Origin of the sequence: Winogradskyella sp. MIT101101, assembly GCF_047126865.1 — a bacterium.
Classification (GTDB): domain Bacteria; phylum Bacteroidota; class Bacteroidia; order Flavobacteriales; family Flavobacteriaceae; genus Winogradskyella; species Winogradskyella ouciana.
In genome coordinates this window covers 2,640,686-2,659,615 of the sequence record NZ_CP138982.1, presented here as the reverse complement: position 1 = coordinate 2,659,615, position 18,930 = coordinate 2,640,686, and the positions used below count along the sequence as shown (strand labels likewise).

The 18,930-nt window shown below is 35.0% G+C and carries 18 protein-coding genes; 11 read left to right on the top strand and 7 right to left on the bottom strand.

Annotation, left to right across the window (positions count from 1 at the left end; translation table 11 throughout):
• Positions 1-36: 36 nt before the first annotated feature.
• The 4 genes from SIB89_RS11950 to SIB89_RS11935 are packed head-to-tail and all read right to left on the bottom strand — an operon-like array spanning position 37 to position 4,718.
• Positions 37-672, bottom strand: coding sequence for a response regulator (locus SIB89_RS11950; protein WP_412559958.1), 636 nt, complete (start codon positions 670-672; stop codon positions 37-39).
• Positions 662-2,617 (bottom strand): tetratricopeptide repeat protein, encoded by a 1,956-nt coding sequence (locus SIB89_RS11945; RefSeq protein WP_412559957.1) that lies wholly within the window; start codon positions 2,615-2,617, stop codon positions 662-664. Before SIB89_RS11945 ends, SIB89_RS11950 begins: the two co-directional genes overlap by 11 nt.
• A gap of 38 nt (positions 2,618-2,655) precedes the next feature.
• Positions 2,656-3,621, bottom strand: a complete 966-nt coding sequence (locus SIB89_RS11940) for a T9SS type A sorting domain-containing protein (protein ID WP_412559956.1) — start codon at positions 3,619-3,621, stop codon at positions 2,656-2,658.
• 14 nt (positions 3,622-3,635) lie between these two features.
• Positions 3,636-4,718, bottom strand: coding sequence for a hypothetical protein (locus tag SIB89_RS11935; protein ID WP_412559955.1), 1,083 nt, complete (start codon positions 4,716-4,718; stop codon positions 3,636-3,638).
• Between the two features lie 446 nt (positions 4,719-5,164).
• On the opposite strand from SIB89_RS11935, the gene SIB89_RS11930 reads away from it, so the two are divergent.
• The 6 genes from SIB89_RS11930 to SIB89_RS11905 all read left to right on the top strand — a co-directional run bounded on the left by SIB89_RS11930 (position 5,165) and on the right by SIB89_RS11905 (position 12,983).
• Positions 5,165-6,208: a hypothetical protein gene (locus tag SIB89_RS11930; RefSeq protein ID WP_412559954.1), complete on the top strand. Its 1,044-nt coding sequence runs from the start codon at positions 5,165-5,167 to the stop codon at positions 6,206-6,208.
• A 119-nt stretch (positions 6,209-6,327) separates the two neighbouring features.
• Complete coding sequence (locus SIB89_RS11925; protein WP_412559953.1) at positions 6,328-7,782, top strand: peptidase M19; 1,455 nt, start codon at positions 6,328-6,330, stop codon at positions 7,780-7,782.
• A gap of 68 nt (positions 7,783-7,850) precedes the next feature.
• Positions 7,851-8,324, top strand: a complete 474-nt coding sequence (locus SIB89_RS11920) for a nucleoside deaminase (RefSeq protein ID WP_412559952.1) — start codon at positions 7,851-7,853, stop codon at positions 8,322-8,324.
• A gap of 328 nt (positions 8,325-8,652) precedes the next feature.
• Complete coding sequence (locus SIB89_RS11915) at positions 8,653-10,062, top strand: FAD binding domain-containing protein (protein ID WP_412559951.1); 1,410 nt, start codon at positions 8,653-8,655, stop codon at positions 10,060-10,062.
• Positions 10,055-12,388, top strand: coding sequence for a xanthine dehydrogenase molybdopterin binding subunit (locus tag SIB89_RS11910; RefSeq protein WP_412559950.1), 2,334 nt, complete (start codon positions 10,055-10,057; stop codon positions 12,386-12,388). The genes SIB89_RS11915 and SIB89_RS11910 overlap by 8 nt, the downstream gene beginning before the upstream one ends.
• A gap of 184 nt (positions 12,389-12,572) precedes the next feature.
• Entirely contained in the window at positions 12,573-12,983 is a 411-nt protein-coding gene (locus SIB89_RS11905; RefSeq protein WP_412559949.1) for a hypothetical protein, read from the top strand.
• A 44-nt stretch (positions 12,984-13,027) separates the two neighbouring features.
• Here SIB89_RS11905 and SIB89_RS11900 read toward each other — a convergent pair whose 3' ends face one another.
• From SIB89_RS11900 to xdhC, 3 genes are read right to left on the bottom strand one after another with little or no spacing between them, the layout of a single operon-like run.
• Entirely contained in the window at positions 13,028-13,519 is a 492-nt protein-coding gene (locus SIB89_RS11900; protein WP_412559948.1) for a nucleoside-triphosphatase, read from the bottom strand.
• Positions 13,516-14,523 (bottom strand): hypothetical protein, encoded by a 1,008-nt coding sequence (locus SIB89_RS11895; protein ID WP_412559947.1) that lies wholly within the window; start codon positions 14,521-14,523, stop codon positions 13,516-13,518. Before SIB89_RS11895 ends, SIB89_RS11900 begins: the two co-directional genes overlap by 4 nt.
• Positions 14,513-15,304: a xanthine dehydrogenase accessory protein XdhC gene (gene xdhC, locus SIB89_RS11890; protein ID WP_412559946.1), complete on the bottom strand. Its 792-nt coding sequence runs from the start codon at positions 15,302-15,304 to the stop codon at positions 14,513-14,515. Before xdhC ends, SIB89_RS11895 begins: the two co-directional genes overlap by 11 nt.
• 180 nt (positions 15,305-15,484) lie before the next feature.
• Between xdhC and SIB89_RS11885 the strand changes: the two genes are divergently transcribed.
• From SIB89_RS11885 to SIB89_RS11865, 5 genes are all read left to right on the top strand, one after another.
• Positions 15,485-15,820, top strand: coding sequence for an arsenosugar biosynthesis-associated peroxidase-like protein (locus SIB89_RS11885; RefSeq protein WP_248724107.1), 336 nt, complete (start codon positions 15,485-15,487; stop codon positions 15,818-15,820).
• A gap of 81 nt (positions 15,821-15,901) precedes the next feature.
• Entirely contained in the window at positions 15,902-16,963 is a 1,062-nt protein-coding gene (gene arsS, locus SIB89_RS11880; protein ID WP_412559945.1) for an arsenosugar biosynthesis radical SAM (seleno)protein ArsS, read from the top strand.
• Positions 16,964-16,999: 36 nt separating this feature from the next.
• On the top strand, positions 17,000-17,491 hold the full coding sequence (locus tag SIB89_RS11875; RefSeq protein WP_412559944.1) for a rhodanese-like domain-containing protein: 492 nt from the start codon (positions 17,000-17,002) through the stop codon (positions 17,489-17,491).
• Complete coding sequence (locus SIB89_RS11870; RefSeq protein WP_412559943.1) at positions 17,484-18,113, top strand: TIGR04282 family arsenosugar biosynthesis glycosyltransferase; 630 nt, start codon at positions 17,484-17,486, stop codon at positions 18,111-18,113. Before SIB89_RS11875 ends, SIB89_RS11870 begins: the two co-directional genes overlap by 8 nt.
• The gene (locus tag SIB89_RS11865; protein ID WP_412559942.1) at positions 18,106-18,918 is read left to right on the top strand and encodes a purine-nucleoside phosphorylase; all 813 of its coding nucleotides are present in this window, start codon (positions 18,106-18,108) and stop codon (positions 18,916-18,918) included. The genes SIB89_RS11870 and SIB89_RS11865 overlap by 8 nt, the downstream gene beginning before the upstream one ends.
• Positions 18,919-18,930: the final 12 nt, after the last annotated feature.

Sequence of the window (18,930 nt, the reverse complement as noted above, 5' to 3'; positions counted from 1 at the left end):
TAGTCCTATTAGCATTTATTTCTGAAATTTAAAAAATTATAACAGCCCACTTTCCATAGCAATCTTAATAATTCCTACACTGTTCTTTGCCCCTAGTTTGCTCATTATATTCATACGGTGCGTTTCAACTGTTTTTGGACTGATGAAGAGTTTTTCTGAAATTTCTTGAGTGGTCAGTTCCTCGGAAATTGCAACTAGGACATCTTGCTCTCTTCTTGTTAAATTTGTTTTCAAATCATTGTTGGTTCTTTTTTTTGTGGACGGCATCAAAAGCTTTCTTTGAATATCCTTTTGAACAAACAATTCACCTGAGAGAACAGTTTTCATAGCATTTATCAATTCCAATTTATCAGTATTTTTTAATAAATAACCATGAATTCCATTTTTAAACATTCTCCTTACAAAAGAAATGTCCTCAAAATTGGTTAGGGCAATTATTTTTAGTTCTTCGTGTCTTTTTAAAAGCTGTTTGCTTAAATCGATGCCGTTGATATCTGGCAAATTGATATCCAGAAGTAATATATCTGGATTATCATGTTCTATATTACTAAGGGTTTCATTAGCATTCTTATAAGTACCAACAAATTCCAGTTCCGAAGTACTTTCAAGCATAGAAACAATGCCTTGTAGCACCATTTCATGGTCATCGGTTATGGCAACTTTAATCTTCATTAAGTTTTTCTTTATCAATATCTATGGTGTATGAAGTTCCATTTTTATTCGAAATTAAATCTATGGAAGCGTTTAAATAGTCTACTCTGGATTGCACATTACTCAACCCAATACCGTTCGATTTCGCTTCATTCTTATTAAAACCAATACCATCATCCTCCACAGTAACTTGAATATGGTTATTACGATTACTAATTTGCACATTAATAACTGATGCCTTGGCATGTTTTATAGCATTGGTCACAAGTTCTTGTACAATTCTAAAGATATTAATTTCTGCCTTTTTAGGTAAATCGATGTCATCACCCATGTGCTGAAATACAATTTCTGTTGACGGATTGGTTTCATTGAGATTGTTGCAATACACCTCAGCAGCTTCAACGAGATTAAAATTTTCTAACGATGGTGGCACTAAATCATGGGAAATAGCTCGTACTTGTTTACAAGAATTGTCAATCATTGTGATGGCCTCCATAATGACTTTATTATTCATTTCCAATAACGATGACAACTTGTATTTGATGGCCGATAAATCGCCATTAACTCCATCATGAAGTTCTTTGGCTATTCTAACCCGTTCATTTTCTTCTCCTTCAATTAGTGCTTCTAAAGTTTTGATTTGGTGTTGGCGTTTAAGTGCTAAAATCTCTTGGTTTTTACGTTTTTGACGTTGTTTGAAACCAAAAAATATCAGAATTGATGTAAAAAGCAAAAACAAGGAAATGACAGTCATATAATTATATTGGGTTTGCTTTTTTTGATAGGCTTCTTCTTGTTTGTGGAGTTTCAATTCTTGAGCAATGATTTCTTTCTCTTTCTTTTCGGTTTCAAATTGAATTTGTAATTGGTTTAAGGACTTTAATTTCTCTTCATTAAGAAGGGAATCTTTTAATTTGATATATGTATTTTGGTAATCGTACGCCTTATCCAAACTATTCAACTGCAGGTATATGTCAGATAAGCTTTTGTTGAGATCTCTCTGACCTGCCAAATCATGAGATATTTTGGCAATTTCTAATGCTTTTTTATAATACTGAATAGCAGTTGGGCTGTTTCTCTGCAATTTATGATAGTGTCCCAAGTCCCTGTAAACACTAATCTTTAAATTCTCAAACTTCGTATCTTTTAGTATTTCCTCAGTTTCGGTTAAATACCTGTAAGCAATTTGAGGATTGTCTTCCAAATAGGTTTTGCCCAAGGTATGCATGACCAAACTTTTAATATGTATTTCGTCAAGTTCATTTGCAATTTTAAGTGATTGATCTAAATAAGCTCTAGCTTGTTGTATATCATTTTCAATCAAATACATTTCACCAATGTTTTTTAAAGTATTTGACACATCACGCTGGTTACCAAGCTTTTCAAAAATAATTGTCGCTCTTTTAAAATTATCTATAGCTTCTGTATTCTGTCCCAATTGCCCATTAACAACCGCTATGCTATTTAATGTTGAGGCAATGGCAAAAGAGTCCTTTTTAGCCTCAAAAATTTTTAAAATCTCTAAATATGTTTTTAAGCTTTTTTCATAATCACCCATTTCATCATGTATGACACCTATTTGAAACAGGGCATATGACACTAGCGTAGAATCGTTCTTAAAATAGCGCATATTGCTATCTAAATGATTGAGTGCTTTTTTATAGTTGCCTTCAAAACGCTCCAGAACACCATATGTAAAATGGCATTGTGCCTCTAATTTTTTGAGTTTCTTTTTATTTGCAAGGAAAAAAGCACTGTCAAGATAGATACGACCCAATTTTAAGTCGTTAAGTCTACGCATTGTATAGTTAGCTTCCTTGTAGTATTTCTCAGCACGCAAGCTATCCGAAATTATTTTTTTTAATTCCGAAGAAATGCTGTCCTTGTATTTCTGGACCGTTTGCTTGTTTTGCTGTCCTAAAACACCCAATGGCAACAGCAAAATATATAGTACGAAAGTTTTCAAAATATTGACTGATTACTAACTGTCTTAAAGATAATGATTTATTGTTTGATTATCTTTTTAGAAATACGAGCTTTATCAGTTTTGAGATGCATTAAATAAGTCCCTGAACCCAGATTTCGCAGATCAATGTGATTAGACGAAGCATTACTTTGAAAGACAACCTGCCCGAGCAAATCAATGATTTTCACTTCAGTGATAGCCTGATTATTCAAATCAAAATACAATATGTCTTTCACAGGGTTAGGGTAGAATTTGAATCCTTGCAATTCAAAATCATTGTTAGATAACGACGATAACATTTCAGATATGGTATACAAACTCCATGTACCATCTGTGTTTTGAACACGCACGTACAAAAAATGATCACCATCTGGTAAATCTACTGGCACATCTATTGTTAGGTCTTCATTTAAATCTTCAGTATTGTCTAAATCTATCGGTGCTCCATTTCCTAAACCTGGATCAATATCAAAAAAGTATTCAGCTGATGTGATTAATGCCGTATTGGAATTATTTTCACTTACATAGAACACATTGCAATCATACAAACTCCAAGTGTTATCTTCATTGATAAGGCGTATACATAGTTTATGAATCCCATCAGGTAAACCAGATGTAGGTATGTCGAAGTCCATATCTACAATATTACCTGAAACCGATAGTGCTGTTCCATTACCAACGCCAGGATCTGTATCTATAAAATATTCGGCACCTGTTATGTTTGTGTTATTAGTATTATCGGGAAGAATATAAAACACATTTTTATCGTATAAACTCCAATTTCCGTCAGCATTCTCTACGCGTATATAAAGTTTATGTATACCAGCAGAAAGCCCAATTGTGGGTATACTAAAATCGGAATCTATAACATTACCCGTAACGGTCAAGGCTATACCATTACCCACACCTGGATCTGTGTCAATAAAATATTCAGCTGAAGTAATTTGAGCTTTGCCGTAGCCGAATGCAAGTAATAGAATTATTAAGAATAGTGATTGTTTCATTGTATCCATATTTACTAATCATTAATATTTGCGTTGGCCTTTATGTTGATATCCAAGGTCTCACCAGGACTAATAATATTGTTGAATATTACAAAATCCGTTAAGTATGGCAATTCGGTAGGATACCCTCTTTGACTAAAAGGAAATAGCCCATTGTACACACCAAGGTTATTGCCATCTGTACCTGCATTTTCGGCAGGCGAACTTGTTTGTATATTAAAGTCGTTAGAGGCACTTTCTAAAGATGAGCCTATGGTGTAAGCTACAAACTGCGGATCGGTATTGTCAATATTATTTGAACCAGACAAGGCATCTAAAGTAGTATTAAGGCTATAGGTTAAATTATTCTGATAGCTTAATGCCGAATTAGAACCTAAATTCATATTAACTAAATTAGTCCCTGTAAAGAGAAAAATATTATTACTTATTTGGGTACCATTGCAAGCATTAAATACACTTATTGATTGGTTAGTGTCCCCATTTTGTGTAGACCAAATTATATTATTACTCAATATAGTTGAATTCTTGAGCCTCGAAAAAATGTAACTAGTTGAGCTTGTAGTTTGTTTTGCAAATAGGTTGTTGGATATGATCCAGTTTTGTGAGTTATTATTATCAATAGAAAATGACCATGTAATAAAGACATTTCCAGCAATGATGACATTGTTTGCGTTTGAGGTTGAACTATTTCCAAAAATAGTTCTGATTCTATTATTGGTGATTAATACATCATGATTTTCAAAAGTTGTATTGTCTAGATAGATTTCAGTAATATTCAACCCAGATATTTCAGAGCCAGAGGCATTTCCGTGTCTAAATGCGACATTGGAAACCGATGCTCTTTGTCCTGAATTGAGCTCAGGTTTATACCCAAGACCATATATTTTTAACGGCTTGGTCATTTGTATGCTTCCATAACTGTTTGGCGAAGGTTGAATATAAATAATGTCATTATCAGCAGCCGCATCTACAGCATCCTGTACATTGGTATATGGTGCAGCAGACCCTTGATTATTATCAACTATATGAACAGTCTGAGCTATTATCAAAGAACTAGAACAGGTAAGTAGTAGCAATAAAAAGTATATATTTTTCATAACTTAAATTGTGTTGGTTTTACTTGAATGCAAGTTAGCATTTGAAAGTCTTGAAAGAGTAAGGGCTTTCCTTGATTTGTGAAAAATCAGGGTATTCCCTTAAATAATTATGACTATTTAAAGCTCCTTAATACCTTATAAATAACGATAAAATATTTGCTGTTTTTTATTATATGCTGTAAAGTCAATTATTAAGCTTTGTAAATCTTTATGAGAACAGTTCGACTTATGTTCCTTTGGCACCACCATCAATCCTGAAGTTACGGGACCATCCAATTGAATCGGGTTTTTTGGTTATAAAGTTTAAATATAAAGACCAAAAACACCTGATAGTAAGCATATTATTACAAATTGTATTCGTTTCAACGGTTTTTACGTTAAAAAAACCATTACAAATAACTTTTTCTTTAATTTTCTTAATCCAAATCCTTAAAACTTAATCTACCATGAAAAAGTTATACTTTATTTCATTGGCACTACTATTCCTTGTGTTTGCCTGTGAAACCGAATCACTATCAAATTCAGATTTAAACACAACAACCTACAGGTATGATTCTGAATATCAATTTTCAACTATAGAATCGTTTATAATTGATTTTGAAGATTTTAGCCCTGGAGACATTGTGTCAGAAATACTGATTACAGATTCTTTCGAAAATGCGCAAGTTGAAGGTATTACCATGGCTTTTCCCGATAGTAATGCAGCGATGATTTTTGACTCATCAAACCCTACAGGAGGTGATTTTGATATTGGCACTCCAAATGAAATCTATGGTGGACCAGGAATTGGAAATGGTGGTGCTAGTAATAATGTTGCATTAGGAAACGTCCTTATTCTTTCTGAAGATTTAGATCAAAATGATCCTGATGATATTTTAGAAATAGGTGCCAGCTTTGTATTTAACTTTAGTGCTAATGATAATGTTACTCTAAATTCGTTTGATATTTTAGATATTGAAGCAGCTTCTAACCCTACCATTGTTAATTTATACGATAATGAAGCAAACGTAATCTTTAGTACTAATATTACTCCAGGTGGCGATAATTCAAAAACAACTGTTGATCTTAACTCTACTTTTGGTGTAGCATTCATGGAAATTATAATGAATAATTCTGGAGCTATTGATAACATTTCGCTTGAATTAGAAACAGAAGAACCATGTGTTGAGTGTGATAGCAATATTGTAGAACTAACATTTAGATATATTGGTGCATCGCAAGAATCAGCTGTTAGAATTGAAACTCTTAACGGTGATATTCTATTTAACGACACTGTTGAGATAGATGAATTGTTTACTATCTCTGGGAATGCTTCAGATGGCAATTTCAGTAGCGATCTCATCGTTTTTATAGATAATGAACAAGTCGCTCAACTGGCTACAGATTGCTCTCAGATTATTGGCCCAGGTTTATTAGTAGGCAGTTTAGAAGTTGTATCTGGATCAACACAAACAGGAGGTCATTTATGTCCTGTAGAAGTAGCTTTTTAGCCCAAACTAAAGAATAAACACAGCTGTATTCACAATAACCAAAAACCCATCTCAATTGAGTTGGGTTTTTGGTTTTCAAAGACAACTGATAATTCTAGAATAATACGTAATTTAGAAGTATGAAGCCTTCGTATGTAGATTTACACTGCCATCCATCATTAAAGCCTTATGGTAAGAGTTTTAAATACCAGCCACAAAAACAGAATCACCTTAATAGCGGTAGAAAAAATTCGATATGGCATTACAGTCCACCAAATTTTCTGGAACGCCAAGTCAGCAGACTACTCACTTTGACCAAGTTCACCCAAACTGATATGACCACATTGGCAAAAGCCAACTGTAATATCGTAGTGATGTCCCTCTATCCTTTTGAAAAACATTTCCTAAAGGAAAAGATGTTGGGCTTTAAGTTTATTCCAGATTTATTGGTGAATCTTGCTGCTGGTGTAAGTCAAAAACGAATTGATAATTTACGGAATCACAATAGTTATTTTCAAGATTTACAGGACGAATACAACTACTACATGCAGTTGCATAACATGGCTCAGATTATTGATGGCATCACCTTTACCTATAGACTGGTCAACAATTATGCTGATATTGAAAACAACATCAATAGTTCAACTAAAACAAGAAAAATAATCAGTGTAGTTAATACGATTGAAGGAGCACATGCCTTTGAAACCGGATTGCACAGAGATAAAAACACAGCAGATGAAACAACGGTTTTAAACAATATCGAAACCGTGAAAAACTGGGAACACAAACCATTTTTTATCACCTTAGCGCATCACTTTTACAACGAAATCTGCGGTCATGCCAGAAGTATTAGCATAGGTTTAATAAAAAAACAACAAAACCGAGGACTCAATTCAGACATAACGGAATTGGGCTTTAAGATCATTGATAAGTTGCTAGACAATTCACAAAGAAAGCGCATACTGATTGACGTCAAACACATGAGCACTGCATCCCGAAAAACCTATTACCAACTTTTAGATACCAAATATGCCAGTCAAAATATTCCAATAATAGTCAGTCACGGAGCTGTAAATGGAAAACGTAGTATTGTAGAATGGGACAAATCAGATTCAAAACTCAGTAAAGCATTTAGCGATATTGATGTCAATTTTTATGATTCTGAAATCCTGCTTATTGCAAAATCTAAAGGCATTTTTGGATTGCAATTGGACGAACGACGCATTGGAAGCAAAAAAGCCATAAGAAGCTCTCGCATTTACTGGCCCAGTAAAAAACGACGCTCAAGAAACAAATCGCAATTAATCTGGAACCAAGTCCAACACATCGCAGAACTTTTAGATAAAAACGGGTTATTTTGTTGGGAAACCGTTGCTATAGGCTCTGATTTCGATGGTATAATAAATCCAATAAAAGGGCTTTGGACAGCAGAAAACATAGCAGACATTAAACCTTATTTGATTGAAAAAGCTGAGGCTTATTTGAAAGAAAATAGATCAAACCTACAGGCTCAAAATCAAATTTCAGCACAAGAAATCATCGACCGTTTACTTTTTATAAATGCAAACGAATTTTTGAAACATAACTTTAAATAACCTAAATTGTGTTCCCTTCTTCAGGAAGGGCTAGGGATGGGTTTAAAAAATTGAAAGAAATTAAATAAATGAATAAAAAAGAACAATTCATGAAAGAAGCAGTAAACGCTGCTTTAAAAGGTATGAAAAATAATGAAGGTGGCCCTTTTGGTTGCGTTGTGGTAAAAGATGGAAAAATAGTAGGTAGAGGCAACAACAAAGTCACCTCAACCAATGACCCAACAGCACATGCCGAAGTGACCGCCATTAGAGATGCCTGCAAAAACTTAAGTTCCTTTCAATTGGATGGTTGCGAAATTTACACCTCTTGCGAACCTTGCCCAATGTGCTTAGGTGCTATTTATTGGGCACGACCAGATAAAGTGTATTACGGAAGTAATCAAGTAGATGCGGCTAACATTGGCTTTGATGATGAGTTTATCTATAATGAAATTCCTTTGCCATACGAAAAACGAAGCATCCCTTTTGAGCAGTTAGCGAGAGAGATTGCTTTGGAGCCATTTGAAGAATGGGCTAAGAAAGAGGATAAGACTGAGTATTAAATTCTAGGAATTAATATGAGAAATAAAAGTTTAAATTATAATTGGGGAAATGAATTAAAAGAATTAGGATATACTAAGAAGAAGGTAAATCATTTTAGGAAAAAATATAAAAAAAACACTGGCTATGTATTGATTATGATTTAATGGGATTTATTTTAATGTTTAGAGTCTTAGGTCTTGATGCTTTTAACAAAACAAAATGTATCAAACATAAAGATATCGAAGATATGACTTCACTAACTCAAATTGGATTTATTAATATGGTGAATAAAATAGAAAATGAATTTAAGTCATTTATTGATAACGGTAAATAAAAGTATGCAAGTAAATGATAACCTTCATCCTAAATAACAAAACCATTAAAACCTCAGCCCATTCTGGTATGACTTTACTAGACTTTGTGCGCTACGAACAACGTCTAACAGGAACCAAAATCGGTTGTCGCGAAGGCGATTGCGGTGCTTGCACAGTTTTAGTTGGAACTCTAGAAAATGATACCATCTCTTACCAAAGTATCACCTCATGCATTTCACCATTAGGAAACGCACATGGAAAACATATAGTAACGGTTGAAGGTACAAACTTAAAAGATAAATTAACCACTGCTCAAGAAGCCATGAAAGCCAATTACGCCACGCAATGCGGATTTTGCACACCTGGTTTTGTCGTAGCATTGACTGGTTTTGCAATCTCAAATTCTGATAAGAATTACAATAAAGCTCTTGATGCTATCAGTGGTAACATCTGTAGATGTACGGGTTATAAGTCTATTGAAAATGCAGCATACCAAGTGGTAGAAACACTTGAAAATCAAGAGAAAAATTCCTTTAAATGGTTGATTGAAAACGGTTTTATTCCTGAATATTTTGAAGGTATTCCAAAACACTTAAAGGCTATTGAAGCTGATGACCTTGACCAACCCAAAGGCAAATATGTCGCTGGCGGAACGGATTTATATGTTCAACAAGCCGATAACTTAATTGACAATTCCGTTCATCTGATTCAAGAAAAAAGCTTTTTAAAAGGTATTGAAATCAATAATGGAATTTGCAACATTGGCGCTAATTCTACAGTTACAGATTTGTGGAATCATACAGAACTTAATAGCTATTTTCCTAACCTAAAAAAACATCTTAAACTAGTCTCTTCAGAGCAGATTAGAAATATGGCTTCCTTTGGCGGCAATCTGGTTAATGCGTCACCTATTGGAGATATGACCATTTTCTTTTTAGCCTTAAACAGTGACATCACCATTATTAATCCTGCTGATAAAGAACGACAATTGCCGCTTAAAGAATTTTATCAAGATTATAAAACTTATGATCTAAAGGATGGAGAACTTATCAAAACCATAAGCTTTAAACTCCCAACAAAAGATTCATATTTCAATTTCGAAAAAGTCTGCAAGCGAACCCATTTAGATATCGCAAGTGTGAATTCTGCCATACATATTTCTGTAGAAAACGAAAAAATTCAAGAGGCTCATGTGTCTATTGGAGGTGTTGCAGCTATTCCTAAATATTTGCACAAAACCTCAGCATTTTTAAACGGAAAATCATTGACTTCAGAAATCATTTTGGAAGCCAGTGATATACTTCAAAATGAAATTTCACCAATTAGTGATGTTCGTGGGTCAAGCGACTATAAACGCTTACTGGGAAGACAGTTGTTTTTTGCCCATTTCACAGAGCTTTTCCCAAAGCAATTCACCTTAAACGATTTTGTACAGCATGCATAAAAACAAATCAAATAACACCTTGGATTCTCAACTAGATGCTGTTTCTATCGCTTTAAAAAAGAGCATTAAGAATCTGGACTCCTATACGCATGTTCGAGGCGAATCGCTGTACGTTGATGATGTCAATATTAGACAAGGAACGTTTCATGCCGTAGTTTTTGATTCGCCTAAAGCTCATGGAAAAATAAAGTCTGTTGATTATTCTAAAGCCGAATCGTTGGAAGGTGTTGAACGTATTTTTACCTATAAAGACATTCCAGGAAAAAACCAGATTGGTGGTATTATACCAGATGAACCATTATTTGCGGAAGAAGAAGTCCATTTTTGGGGCATGCCGATCGCATTGATTGTTGCCGAAACGGAATTCATTGCCAGAAAAGCAAGAAGTTTAATCGCTATTGAAATTGAAGAATTACCAGTCATTACCACAGGGAAACAAGCCAAAGAAAAAGGCAGTCTCATTACAAAACCACGTTCATTTGTATTGGGAGATCCTGAGAAAGCGTTCAAGGATTGTGACTATGTTTTTAAAGGTGAAACCTTCTCAAACGGACAAGAACATTTATACATTGAAGCACAAGGTGCTTATGCTGAACCGTTGGAAAACGGAACTATAAAAATCACCTCATCAACACAAGGTCCTACTGCAGTACAAAGAACAACAGCACAAGTTTTAGGAGTGGCTATGCACAAAATTGAAGTGGATGTAACAAGACTTGGTGGTGGATTTGGTGGCAAAGAAGACCAAGCCACACCTTGGGCTGTCATGGCTGCTTTGGCGACTTACCATTTGAATCAATCGGTAAAATTGATACTCAATCGCCATGACGATTTACGTATGACAGGTAAGCGTCACCCTTATGAAAGCACCTATAAAATCGGATTATCAAAAGATTTGAAGATTTTAGCTTATGAAGCAGAATTTCTGCAAAATGCTGGTGCAGCAGCCGATTTGTCTCCTGCAGTTGCAGAACGCACCTTATTCCATGCGACGAATAGTTATTACGTCCCTAATGTCAATGTTACTGTAGCGAGTTGCAAAACCAATTTACCACCAAACACAGCCTTTCGTGGTTTTGGCGGTCCTCAAGGGATGTTTGTGATAGAGTCTGCTATTGCAAAAGCGGCACATGACATTGGAGTGAGACCAAGAGCCATTCAGGAAGCTAATTTGTTAGATGAAAACGATGTGTTTTCCTATGGGCAAATTGCTAAAAAAGTGGAAGCTAAAAACTCGTGGGAATCGGCAACGTCGATTTATAATATTGAAGCCCTAGAGCGTGAAGTTGAAGAATTCAATAATTCAAACTCAGCTTATAAAAAAGGTATGGCTTTGATGCCTATTTGCTTCGGCATTTCGTTTACCAACACACCTATGAATCATGCACGTGCTTTGGTTCATATTTATCTCGATGGAAGTGTTGGCATAAGCACAGCAGCCGTAGAAATGGGACAAGGTGTCAACACAAAAATGATGCAAATTGCTGCTGATGTGTTTTCTGTTCCTATTGAAAAAATTAAAATTGAAACCACCAACACCACTCGCGTTGCCAACACCTCTCCTTCTGCAGCAAGTTCAACAGCAGATTTAAATGGAAAGGCAACCTTAAAAGCCTGCAAAGCACTATTAAAACGATTGAAAACTGTTGCAGCCACATACCTCAAGGTTATACCTGAACAGGTCACTTTAAAAGATGAATTCGTATATGTTAAAGATGAAAAAACGCAACTCGAATGGACACAACTTATCAGTATGGCCATGCTAGAGCGTGTGGCTTTGACTGAAAATGCGCATTACGCCACACCAGAAATCCATTTTGATAAAACCAAAGAAAAAGGCCATCCTTTTGCTTATCATGTATATGGAACTGCCATCATCACTACAACCGTAGATTGTACTCGTGGCACTTATGAATTTGATTCGGTTAAGATTGTTCATGATTATGGAAAAAGCATGAGTAAAGGCATTGACTTAGGTCAGGTTGAAGGTGCACTAGTTCAAGGTATCGGTTGGATGACGATGGAAGAAATCGCATATAATGACGAAGGAAAATTATTATCAAACGCCTTATCAACCTATAAGATTCCAGATATATTTTCGGTACCGAAGATTGTAGAAACTGTACCGTTAGAAACCAAAGGTCATGAATTGGCAATACTAAAATCAAAAGCTGTAGGCGAGCCACCTTTAATGTACGGTATTGGTGCTTATTTTGCGATTCAGAATGCAATTAAAGCGTTTAATCCTAATTATAAAATGAAGTTTCATGCGCCAATGACACCTGAGAAAGTTTTGATGGGATTGTATGAGAAAAATAATATTTAAATAACACCTCTAAAGTCCCCTCAAGGGGACAATAGTTCAAAGTTTATTCATGGGAATATCCCCTTGAGGGGACTTTAGGGGTGTGAGACTATAAACAAACAAGAATATCTCACTACACTACAAAAAACAAAACATCCTAAAAGGCGCACTAATCTACAGTGCTGGTGACACTATTGCTGCACTTTTGTTAGATGAATTCTCCTTTACACGCTTATTAGGAATGATGTTTATTGGTGCAACAGTTTATGCCTTTGAAATTCCTAATTATTTTGATTGGATTGTACGTAAGACACAATTTTTAAAAGGTATAAAAGCCACATTAACCAAAACCGCATTAGCTATTTTATATTTTAACCCACTATGGATTGCCAGACATTTACTGTTTATTAAGCTATTTTCTGGTCAGTTTGATGCTATTGGTCGAAATATATTGGAAATTGCTTTTTGGTCATTTTTAGCTAATATTTTGATTTCGTTTATCGCCAATTATATCATTCAGAATCGATTTAAGTTGAAATGGCGGTTTTTGGGAAGTGCAGTTTTTTCTGCTTTAATGGCCATTTATTATGCTTTGAGTGAGACTTTTTTTGGTTGACAAGCCAAAGCTCAGACCTCACAGGTTTTTGAAACCTGTGAGGTCTAATCAAATAGTCTTAAGCCATCTTTTTTCAAAACAGAATATTCAGAAATATTATAATGTTCCAAAATATCATCAAACAAAGATTCACGAACTACGAGAATTAAATGATGGTCTTTTTTCTTTTCATATTTTGGAATCAAAACTTTAGCTGAATCATGTAGGCCGTTATATTTCAGTTCCAACTTCCCGAGTTCATCTATGATTAAATATTTAGAGACTCTTTTTTCATTAGCTTCTAATAAGTAATTATTCGCTTTTTGAAACGAAGACTTTAAAAATTGAAATGGTCCTATCGAAATTATTTTGTTTTCTTCTGTTTCAAGATTAGTACCAAGAAAATACTCCTCCTTAGTTTTTATATTCAAAAAATAACGCTTCCCATTCTCACTATCTGGACACAACACACCATCAACATCTGCTCTACCTTCAATCCAGTTTAAAAGTGCAGTTGTTTTACCAGTTCTAATATCTCCAGTTAAAATATAAATCATTCTGAAGGCACTTTAAAATGCATACAATTGGAAATGCTATCTGCCATAAAATGTTTGAAGCGTGTATAACCTTTTAGATGTTTGGTGTCTTTCCAAGTATATGAAACAATCTGTCTGAAATACGGAAACAAATCCATAGCATTAGTAATATCTTCTTTGTATTGCGATTCTTTTTTGTTTAAATACTTACGAACCATTTTTAAAAGAAAAGGACCAATAACTAAGTACCAAAGCATCAGAATTAAAAAACTTCGCATTAAAATGTAAACTGCTTTTTGCCAACCAAATAAGTCTCCGTCGAAAAATGAAAAGGCTAATACGATGACTGCTACCGTAATCAACCACAACCAGATCACTTTCGTTTTGAAAGCCCTTTTGCTCTTACCAGTTTCAATAGCGTCTAACTGAGTATTTAAATAAAACTCCGTTTCCTTCTTTTTTGATATTATTTTAATAATGTTTCTGATAAAAATGCCTGCGAGCAATCCACAAACTCCATAAACAATCAGATACAGACTAATGAGGTAAGTCGATGTGGTGGTTTCTGAAACAAAATTCAATTTACTTTGCACCCACTTCCCATAAATATTAATGGCTTCCCAAACTTCTGTACCGTAAACAATCGTTAATATCAGTAATTTTTGAAGTGCTGATTCTAAAAAGGTGACGATTCCCAAAACGATAATCGCTGCACCTTTCCAAGAAAAGTTAGAAAACAAAAACGCTCCAAATATGGCCTGAAAGCTCACAGCAACATAGGCTCCAATAGGTGAATATGGACTTACAGCCATTTTTATAATTAGTACAATAACAAGCGCTTTTAATATGGCTTGCCATTTGTTTTCTGCATAATAGGCAATTAAGCTTATCAATAAAATTGCGATCCCACCCACGATTAACCCCGTAAATGGCGTACTAAAAACATGCAAAAAACCCCCTAAACCAGACTCGTTTAATGCCCAAAGGGCAGTCAATCTATCAATGATTAATTTGTTATTCTTCATCTGTAGAAACAGTAGAATTATAATGCACCTGAAGCAATTGTGCCACAACACTAATTGCAATTTCTTTTGGAGTATCACCACCTATTGGCAATCCTATTGGGCAAACCACATTCTTCATGCCATCTTCAATTCCCATTTCTTTTATGAGCATATTATTGAAGCGTGCTTTTTTGGTTTTACTGCCTATTAAACCTAAATATTTGGTTTCATTTTCCAGTGCCATGGCGACAATATCAAAATCTATAGCATGGTTATGCGTCAACGCCAACACATAGCAATTCTTTCCCCAAGTGATGGTGTCCCTAAAAGTTTTAAAATCGTGTTCTTTTACCTGGCATTGTTCTATACTTTCATGAATATCAAACTCAGAAAACCAATCAGGTCTCGAATCGATCAGTTTTACTTTAAAAGGTGTCCCTACAAGAAGGTTGGCGATTTCGGTTCCGATGTGTCCTGCACCAAAGAGATGCAATTCTGGTGATTGATTCATGGGTTCTATTATAAATTCTACAACACCTCCACAGCATTGAGCAAAATCTGGTCCTAAGGTGTACGATGATTCAATGATTCTGTTTTCCCTTAAAGCTACTATGGCTTGATCAATGGCTTTATATTCTAATTTTCCGCCTCCAATGGTACCAAAAATAGATTTATCTTCAGTAACAATCATACGAGAAGACACCACGCAAGGTGCTGAGCCTGAGCATTTGGTTACGGTAACCAAAGCCACAGGTTGTCGCTTTTCTTTAAATTCTGATAAAAGTTCTATCCAGTTTTTCATTTTATTTAGAAAAAGAAGAACTAAAAGTAAGGTTTTTTAGTGTAATCCATCCAGAGTACACCTGCTTAAAATAAATTAGCATTCTCCTTATTTTTCTGTTAAGTTTGGGTTTATTTTTCGACCTAAAACCCAATACCTAAAAAATACGTAGGTAATATAACGAACTGAAACACTTTACAAATGTCTAAAACATACTACGACCCAGCAGATTTAAGAAAATTTGGAAAAATTACGGAATGGAGTGAAGAGCTCGGCAATAAATTCTTTGACTATTACGGTAAAGTGTTTGAAGAAGGAGCATTAACTGCACGTGAAAAATCCTTGATTGCATTAGCCGTTGCACATACGGAACAATGTCCATATTGTATCGATGCCTATACCAAAGATGGACTTCAACGTGGTGTTACTAAAGAAGAAATGATGGAAGCCATACATGTTGGTGCTGCTATAAAAAGCGGAGCAACTTTAGTGCATGGTGTACAAATGATGAATAAAGTGAATAAATTAGACGGATAAAAAAGCCCCTTTTTATTTTCCCAGAGGAAAAAAACCAATACGCATAAAATTAAATAAGCATAACAAACCCGAAACAGATTAATGGCGACAGCAACAAAATCCCTAAAAAAACAAGGAAGCGAACTAGCGAAAAGCAACAAACAACTTGAAATTCTCTCTAATGGAATTTTTCAAAATGGTGAATTGCCAACGTTTAAGAAAAAGATTTCTGAAACGAATCAGTTTCCCTTAAAAGCCAAAAAGCTCGAAATACTTCAAATCAATGTTGGTTACATGTGCAATCAGGTTTGTGAGCATTGCCATGTTGATGCTGGTCCAGACCGAAAAGAAATTATGACTCGCGATACCATGCGTCAATGTCTCGAGGTTATTAAAAATACTGGAGCACATACTTTGGATTTAACTGGTGGTGCACCAGAAATGAATCCTGATTTTAGATGGTTTGTAGAAGAAGCTGCAAAAGCAGGTATTAAAGACTTCATTGTACGTTCTAACCTTACTATTATTCGTGCGAACAAAAAGTACTACGATTTACCAGATTTCTTTAAAAAGCACAACGTCCATGTTGTAAGTTCTATGCCACATTGGACACGTGGAAAAACGGATAAACAAAGAGGCGATGGTGTTTTTGACAAATCGATAAAAGCGTTACAAGAACTGAATGCGGTAGGTTATGGCATGCCAGATTCTGATTTAAGATTAGATTTGGTTTACAATCCATCTGGAGCATTTTTACCAGGTGACCAAGCCTCTATGGAGAAGGATTTTAAAAAGGCTTTATTAGAAGATTTCAATATTCAATTTCATAACCTTTTTGCTATAACGAATTTACCAATTGCACGTTTCTTGGATTATTTAATAGCTTCAGAAAATTATGAAGATTACATGTATCAATTGGTAGAGGCTTATAATCCGGCTGCGGTGGAAAACGTGATGTGCACCAATACGCTTTCTGTAAGTTGGGATGGGTATTTATTTGATTGTGATTTTAATCAGATGTTAGAATTGCCTGTGAATAGCAAAGTAAAACACATTTCAGAATATAACGAAGAGCTTCTCGAGGGCAGAAATATTGTAATTTCCCAACATTGCTATGGTTGTGCGGCTGGTGCAGGAAGTAGCTGTCAAGGAAGTGTGGCATAAAGCCCCTTTAATTCCCCAGAGGGGAAAACTCAAAATATGAAAAAACTTTTTCTGTATATCACCCTTTTTCTGTCGAGCATTGGATTTTCGCAAGACAGTTTATCAGAATTACTAAAACGCCATAATTCTGAAACTGTGCCTTATATCTCTGTACAAGAATTGGCAATGCCTAAAACGGAAGCTGTGCTTTTGGATGCTAGAGAGACTGCAGAATATGAAGTTAGTCATATAAAGGATGCCATGCATGTTGGTTATAACGACTTCAACTTAGAAGAAACGACACAACAACTTAATGACAAACAACAAACCATCATCGTGTATTGTTCATTAGGTATTCGTTCAGAAGATATTGCAGAACAACTTCAAAAAGCTGGCTACACTAATGTTTATAATTTATTTGGTGGTATTTTTGAATGGAAAAACAACGCCTTTTCGGTTTATAATTCCGAAGGTGAAACAGATAACGTACATGCCTTTTCCAAAGCATGGAGCAAATGGCTATTAAAAGGAAATAAGATATATGACTGATGCGCTTGTCATTGTGTTTGTAAAGAACATAAAATTAGGAACCGTAAAAACCAGACTCGCCAAAACCATTGGCGACTATGGTGCTTTTGAGGTGTATTCAGAATTGGTTAAAATCACAGAAAAAGCAACGGAAGCTTTAGATATAGACAAACGTATTTATTTTTCTAATGCTGTGGTGGATACGCAATGGGAAAATGAATTTAAAACTGTTCAAAAAGGAATTGATTTAGGGGAACGCATGCTCAATGCTTTTAAGGATGGCTTTCAATCTGGTTATAAAAGAATCGTATTGATTGGTTCTGATTTACCAGATATCAATTCAACTCATATTGAAAATGGTCTTGATGCATTGAAAACTAATGACGTGGTTTTCGGACCTGCGGAAGATGGCGGTTATTATCTTGTCGGAATGTCTAAAATGGAAGAATTAATCTTTAAAAACAAACCTTGGAGTCAAGCTAACCTATTAGAACTTACACTTCAAGAATTACAAGAAAAACAAACTAAAGTGGGGATTCTTGAAACCCTCAATGATATTGATACTTATGACGATTTAATCGCTTCAGACTTTTATAAAAACAATCAAAAACTACAAGAAAAAATACAACAGCTTAATGATTAAATTTATTATTGAAAGTACAGAATACCTTCAAAGTAAAGGTTTTGAAAATCCAGAAGTTGGTATCATTCTAGGTACTGGTTTAGGGCAGTTGATTGATGACATTGACATCATTGCCGAAGCGAGTTATAATCATATCCCAAATTTCCCAACAGCAACCGTAGAGTTTCATAAAGGCAAATTAATTTATGGCAACTTAGGCGGGAAAAAAGTGGTAGTGATGCAAGGACGTTTTCATGTGTATGAAGGCTATACCTTACAAGATGTAACGTTTCCTGTTCGGATTATGGAAAAACTTGGCATAAAAACCTTATTGGTTTCTAATGCAGCTGGCGCCATAAATTTAGATTTCAAAAAAGGAGAGTTGATGTTAATTGATGACCACATTAACCTTCAAGGCGGTTCGCCATTAGCATTTAAAGGAGTTTCAGATTTAGGAGAGCGATTTACAGATATGAGCGCTCCTTATGATTTAGATATAAATTCGAAGTTTAAAAGTATTGCTAAAGCAAATAATATAAAATTGCATGAAGGGGTTTATGCCTCAGTCGTAGGACCACAACTAGAAACGCGTGCAGAATACAGAATGCTAAAAATTATTGGTTCAGATGCTGTTGGCATGAGTACAGTACCCGAAATAATTGTAGCCAATCACTTAGGCCTTAAAGCTGCAGCTATTTCTGTTTTAACCGATGAGTGCGACCCAGATAATCTAAAACCAGTGGATATTGCCGAAATTATTGCAATGGCAGGAAAAGCTGAGCCTAATATGATTACGTTATTTAAAGAATTGATAAAAACCCTATAACGTCATTCCGAA

What these genes read in the sequence shown, in the direction of transcription:
- SIB89_RS11920 (WP_412559952.1), top strand. Translation starts at nt 7,851, where the DNA reads ATGAATAAAAAAGAACAATTCATGAAAGAAGCAGTAAACGCTGCTTTA.
- SIB89_RS11940 (WP_412559956.1), bottom strand. Translation starts at nt 3,621, where the DNA reads ATGAAACAATCACTATTCTTAATAATTCTATTACTTGCATTCGGCTAC.
- arsS (WP_412559945.1), top strand. Translation starts at nt 15,902, where the DNA reads ATGGCGACAGCAACAAAATCCCTAAAAAAACAAGGAAGCGAACTAGCG.
- SIB89_RS11935 (WP_412559955.1), bottom strand. Translation starts at nt 4,718, where the DNA reads ATGAAAAATATATACTTTTTATTGCTACTACTTACCTGTTCTAGTTCT.
- SIB89_RS11875 (WP_412559944.1), top strand. Translation starts at nt 17,000, where the DNA reads ATGAAAAAACTTTTTCTGTATATCACCCTTTTTCTGTCGAGCATTGGA.
- SIB89_RS11915 (WP_412559951.1), top strand. Translation starts at nt 8,653, where the DNA reads ATGATAACCTTCATCCTAAATAACAAAACCATTAAAACCTCAGCCCAT.
- SIB89_RS11910 (WP_412559950.1), top strand. Translation starts at nt 10,055, where the DNA reads ATGCATAAAAACAAATCAAATAACACCTTGGATTCTCAACTAGATGCT.
- SIB89_RS11900 (WP_412559948.1), bottom strand. Translation starts at nt 13,519, where the DNA reads ATGATTTATATTTTAACTGGAGATATTAGAACTGGTAAAACAACTGCA.
- SIB89_RS11930 (WP_412559954.1), top strand. Translation starts at nt 5,165, where the DNA reads ATGAAAAAGTTATACTTTATTTCATTGGCACTACTATTCCTTGTGTTT.
- SIB89_RS11885 (WP_248724107.1), top strand. Translation starts at nt 15,485, where the DNA reads ATGTCTAAAACATACTACGACCCAGCAGATTTAAGAAAATTTGGAAAA.
- xdhC (WP_412559946.1), bottom strand. Translation starts at nt 15,304, where the DNA reads ATGAAAAACTGGATAGAACTTTTATCAGAATTTAAAGAAAAGCGACAA.
- SIB89_RS11870 (WP_412559943.1), top strand. Translation starts at nt 17,484, where the DNA reads ATGACTGATGCGCTTGTCATTGTGTTTGTAAAGAACATAAAATTAGGA.
- SIB89_RS11925 (WP_412559953.1), top strand. Translation starts at nt 6,328, where the DNA reads ATGAAGCCTTCGTATGTAGATTTACACTGCCATCCATCATTAAAGCCT.
- SIB89_RS11865 (WP_412559942.1), top strand. Translation starts at nt 18,106, where the DNA reads ATGATTAAATTTATTATTGAAAGTACAGAATACCTTCAAAGTAAAGGT.
- SIB89_RS11895 (WP_412559947.1), bottom strand. Translation starts at nt 14,523, where the DNA reads ATGAAGAATAACAAATTAATCATTGATAGATTGACTGCCCTTTGGGCA.
- SIB89_RS11950 (WP_412559958.1), bottom strand. Translation starts at nt 672, where the DNA reads ATGAAGATTAAAGTTGCCATAACCGATGACCATGAAATGGTGCTACAA.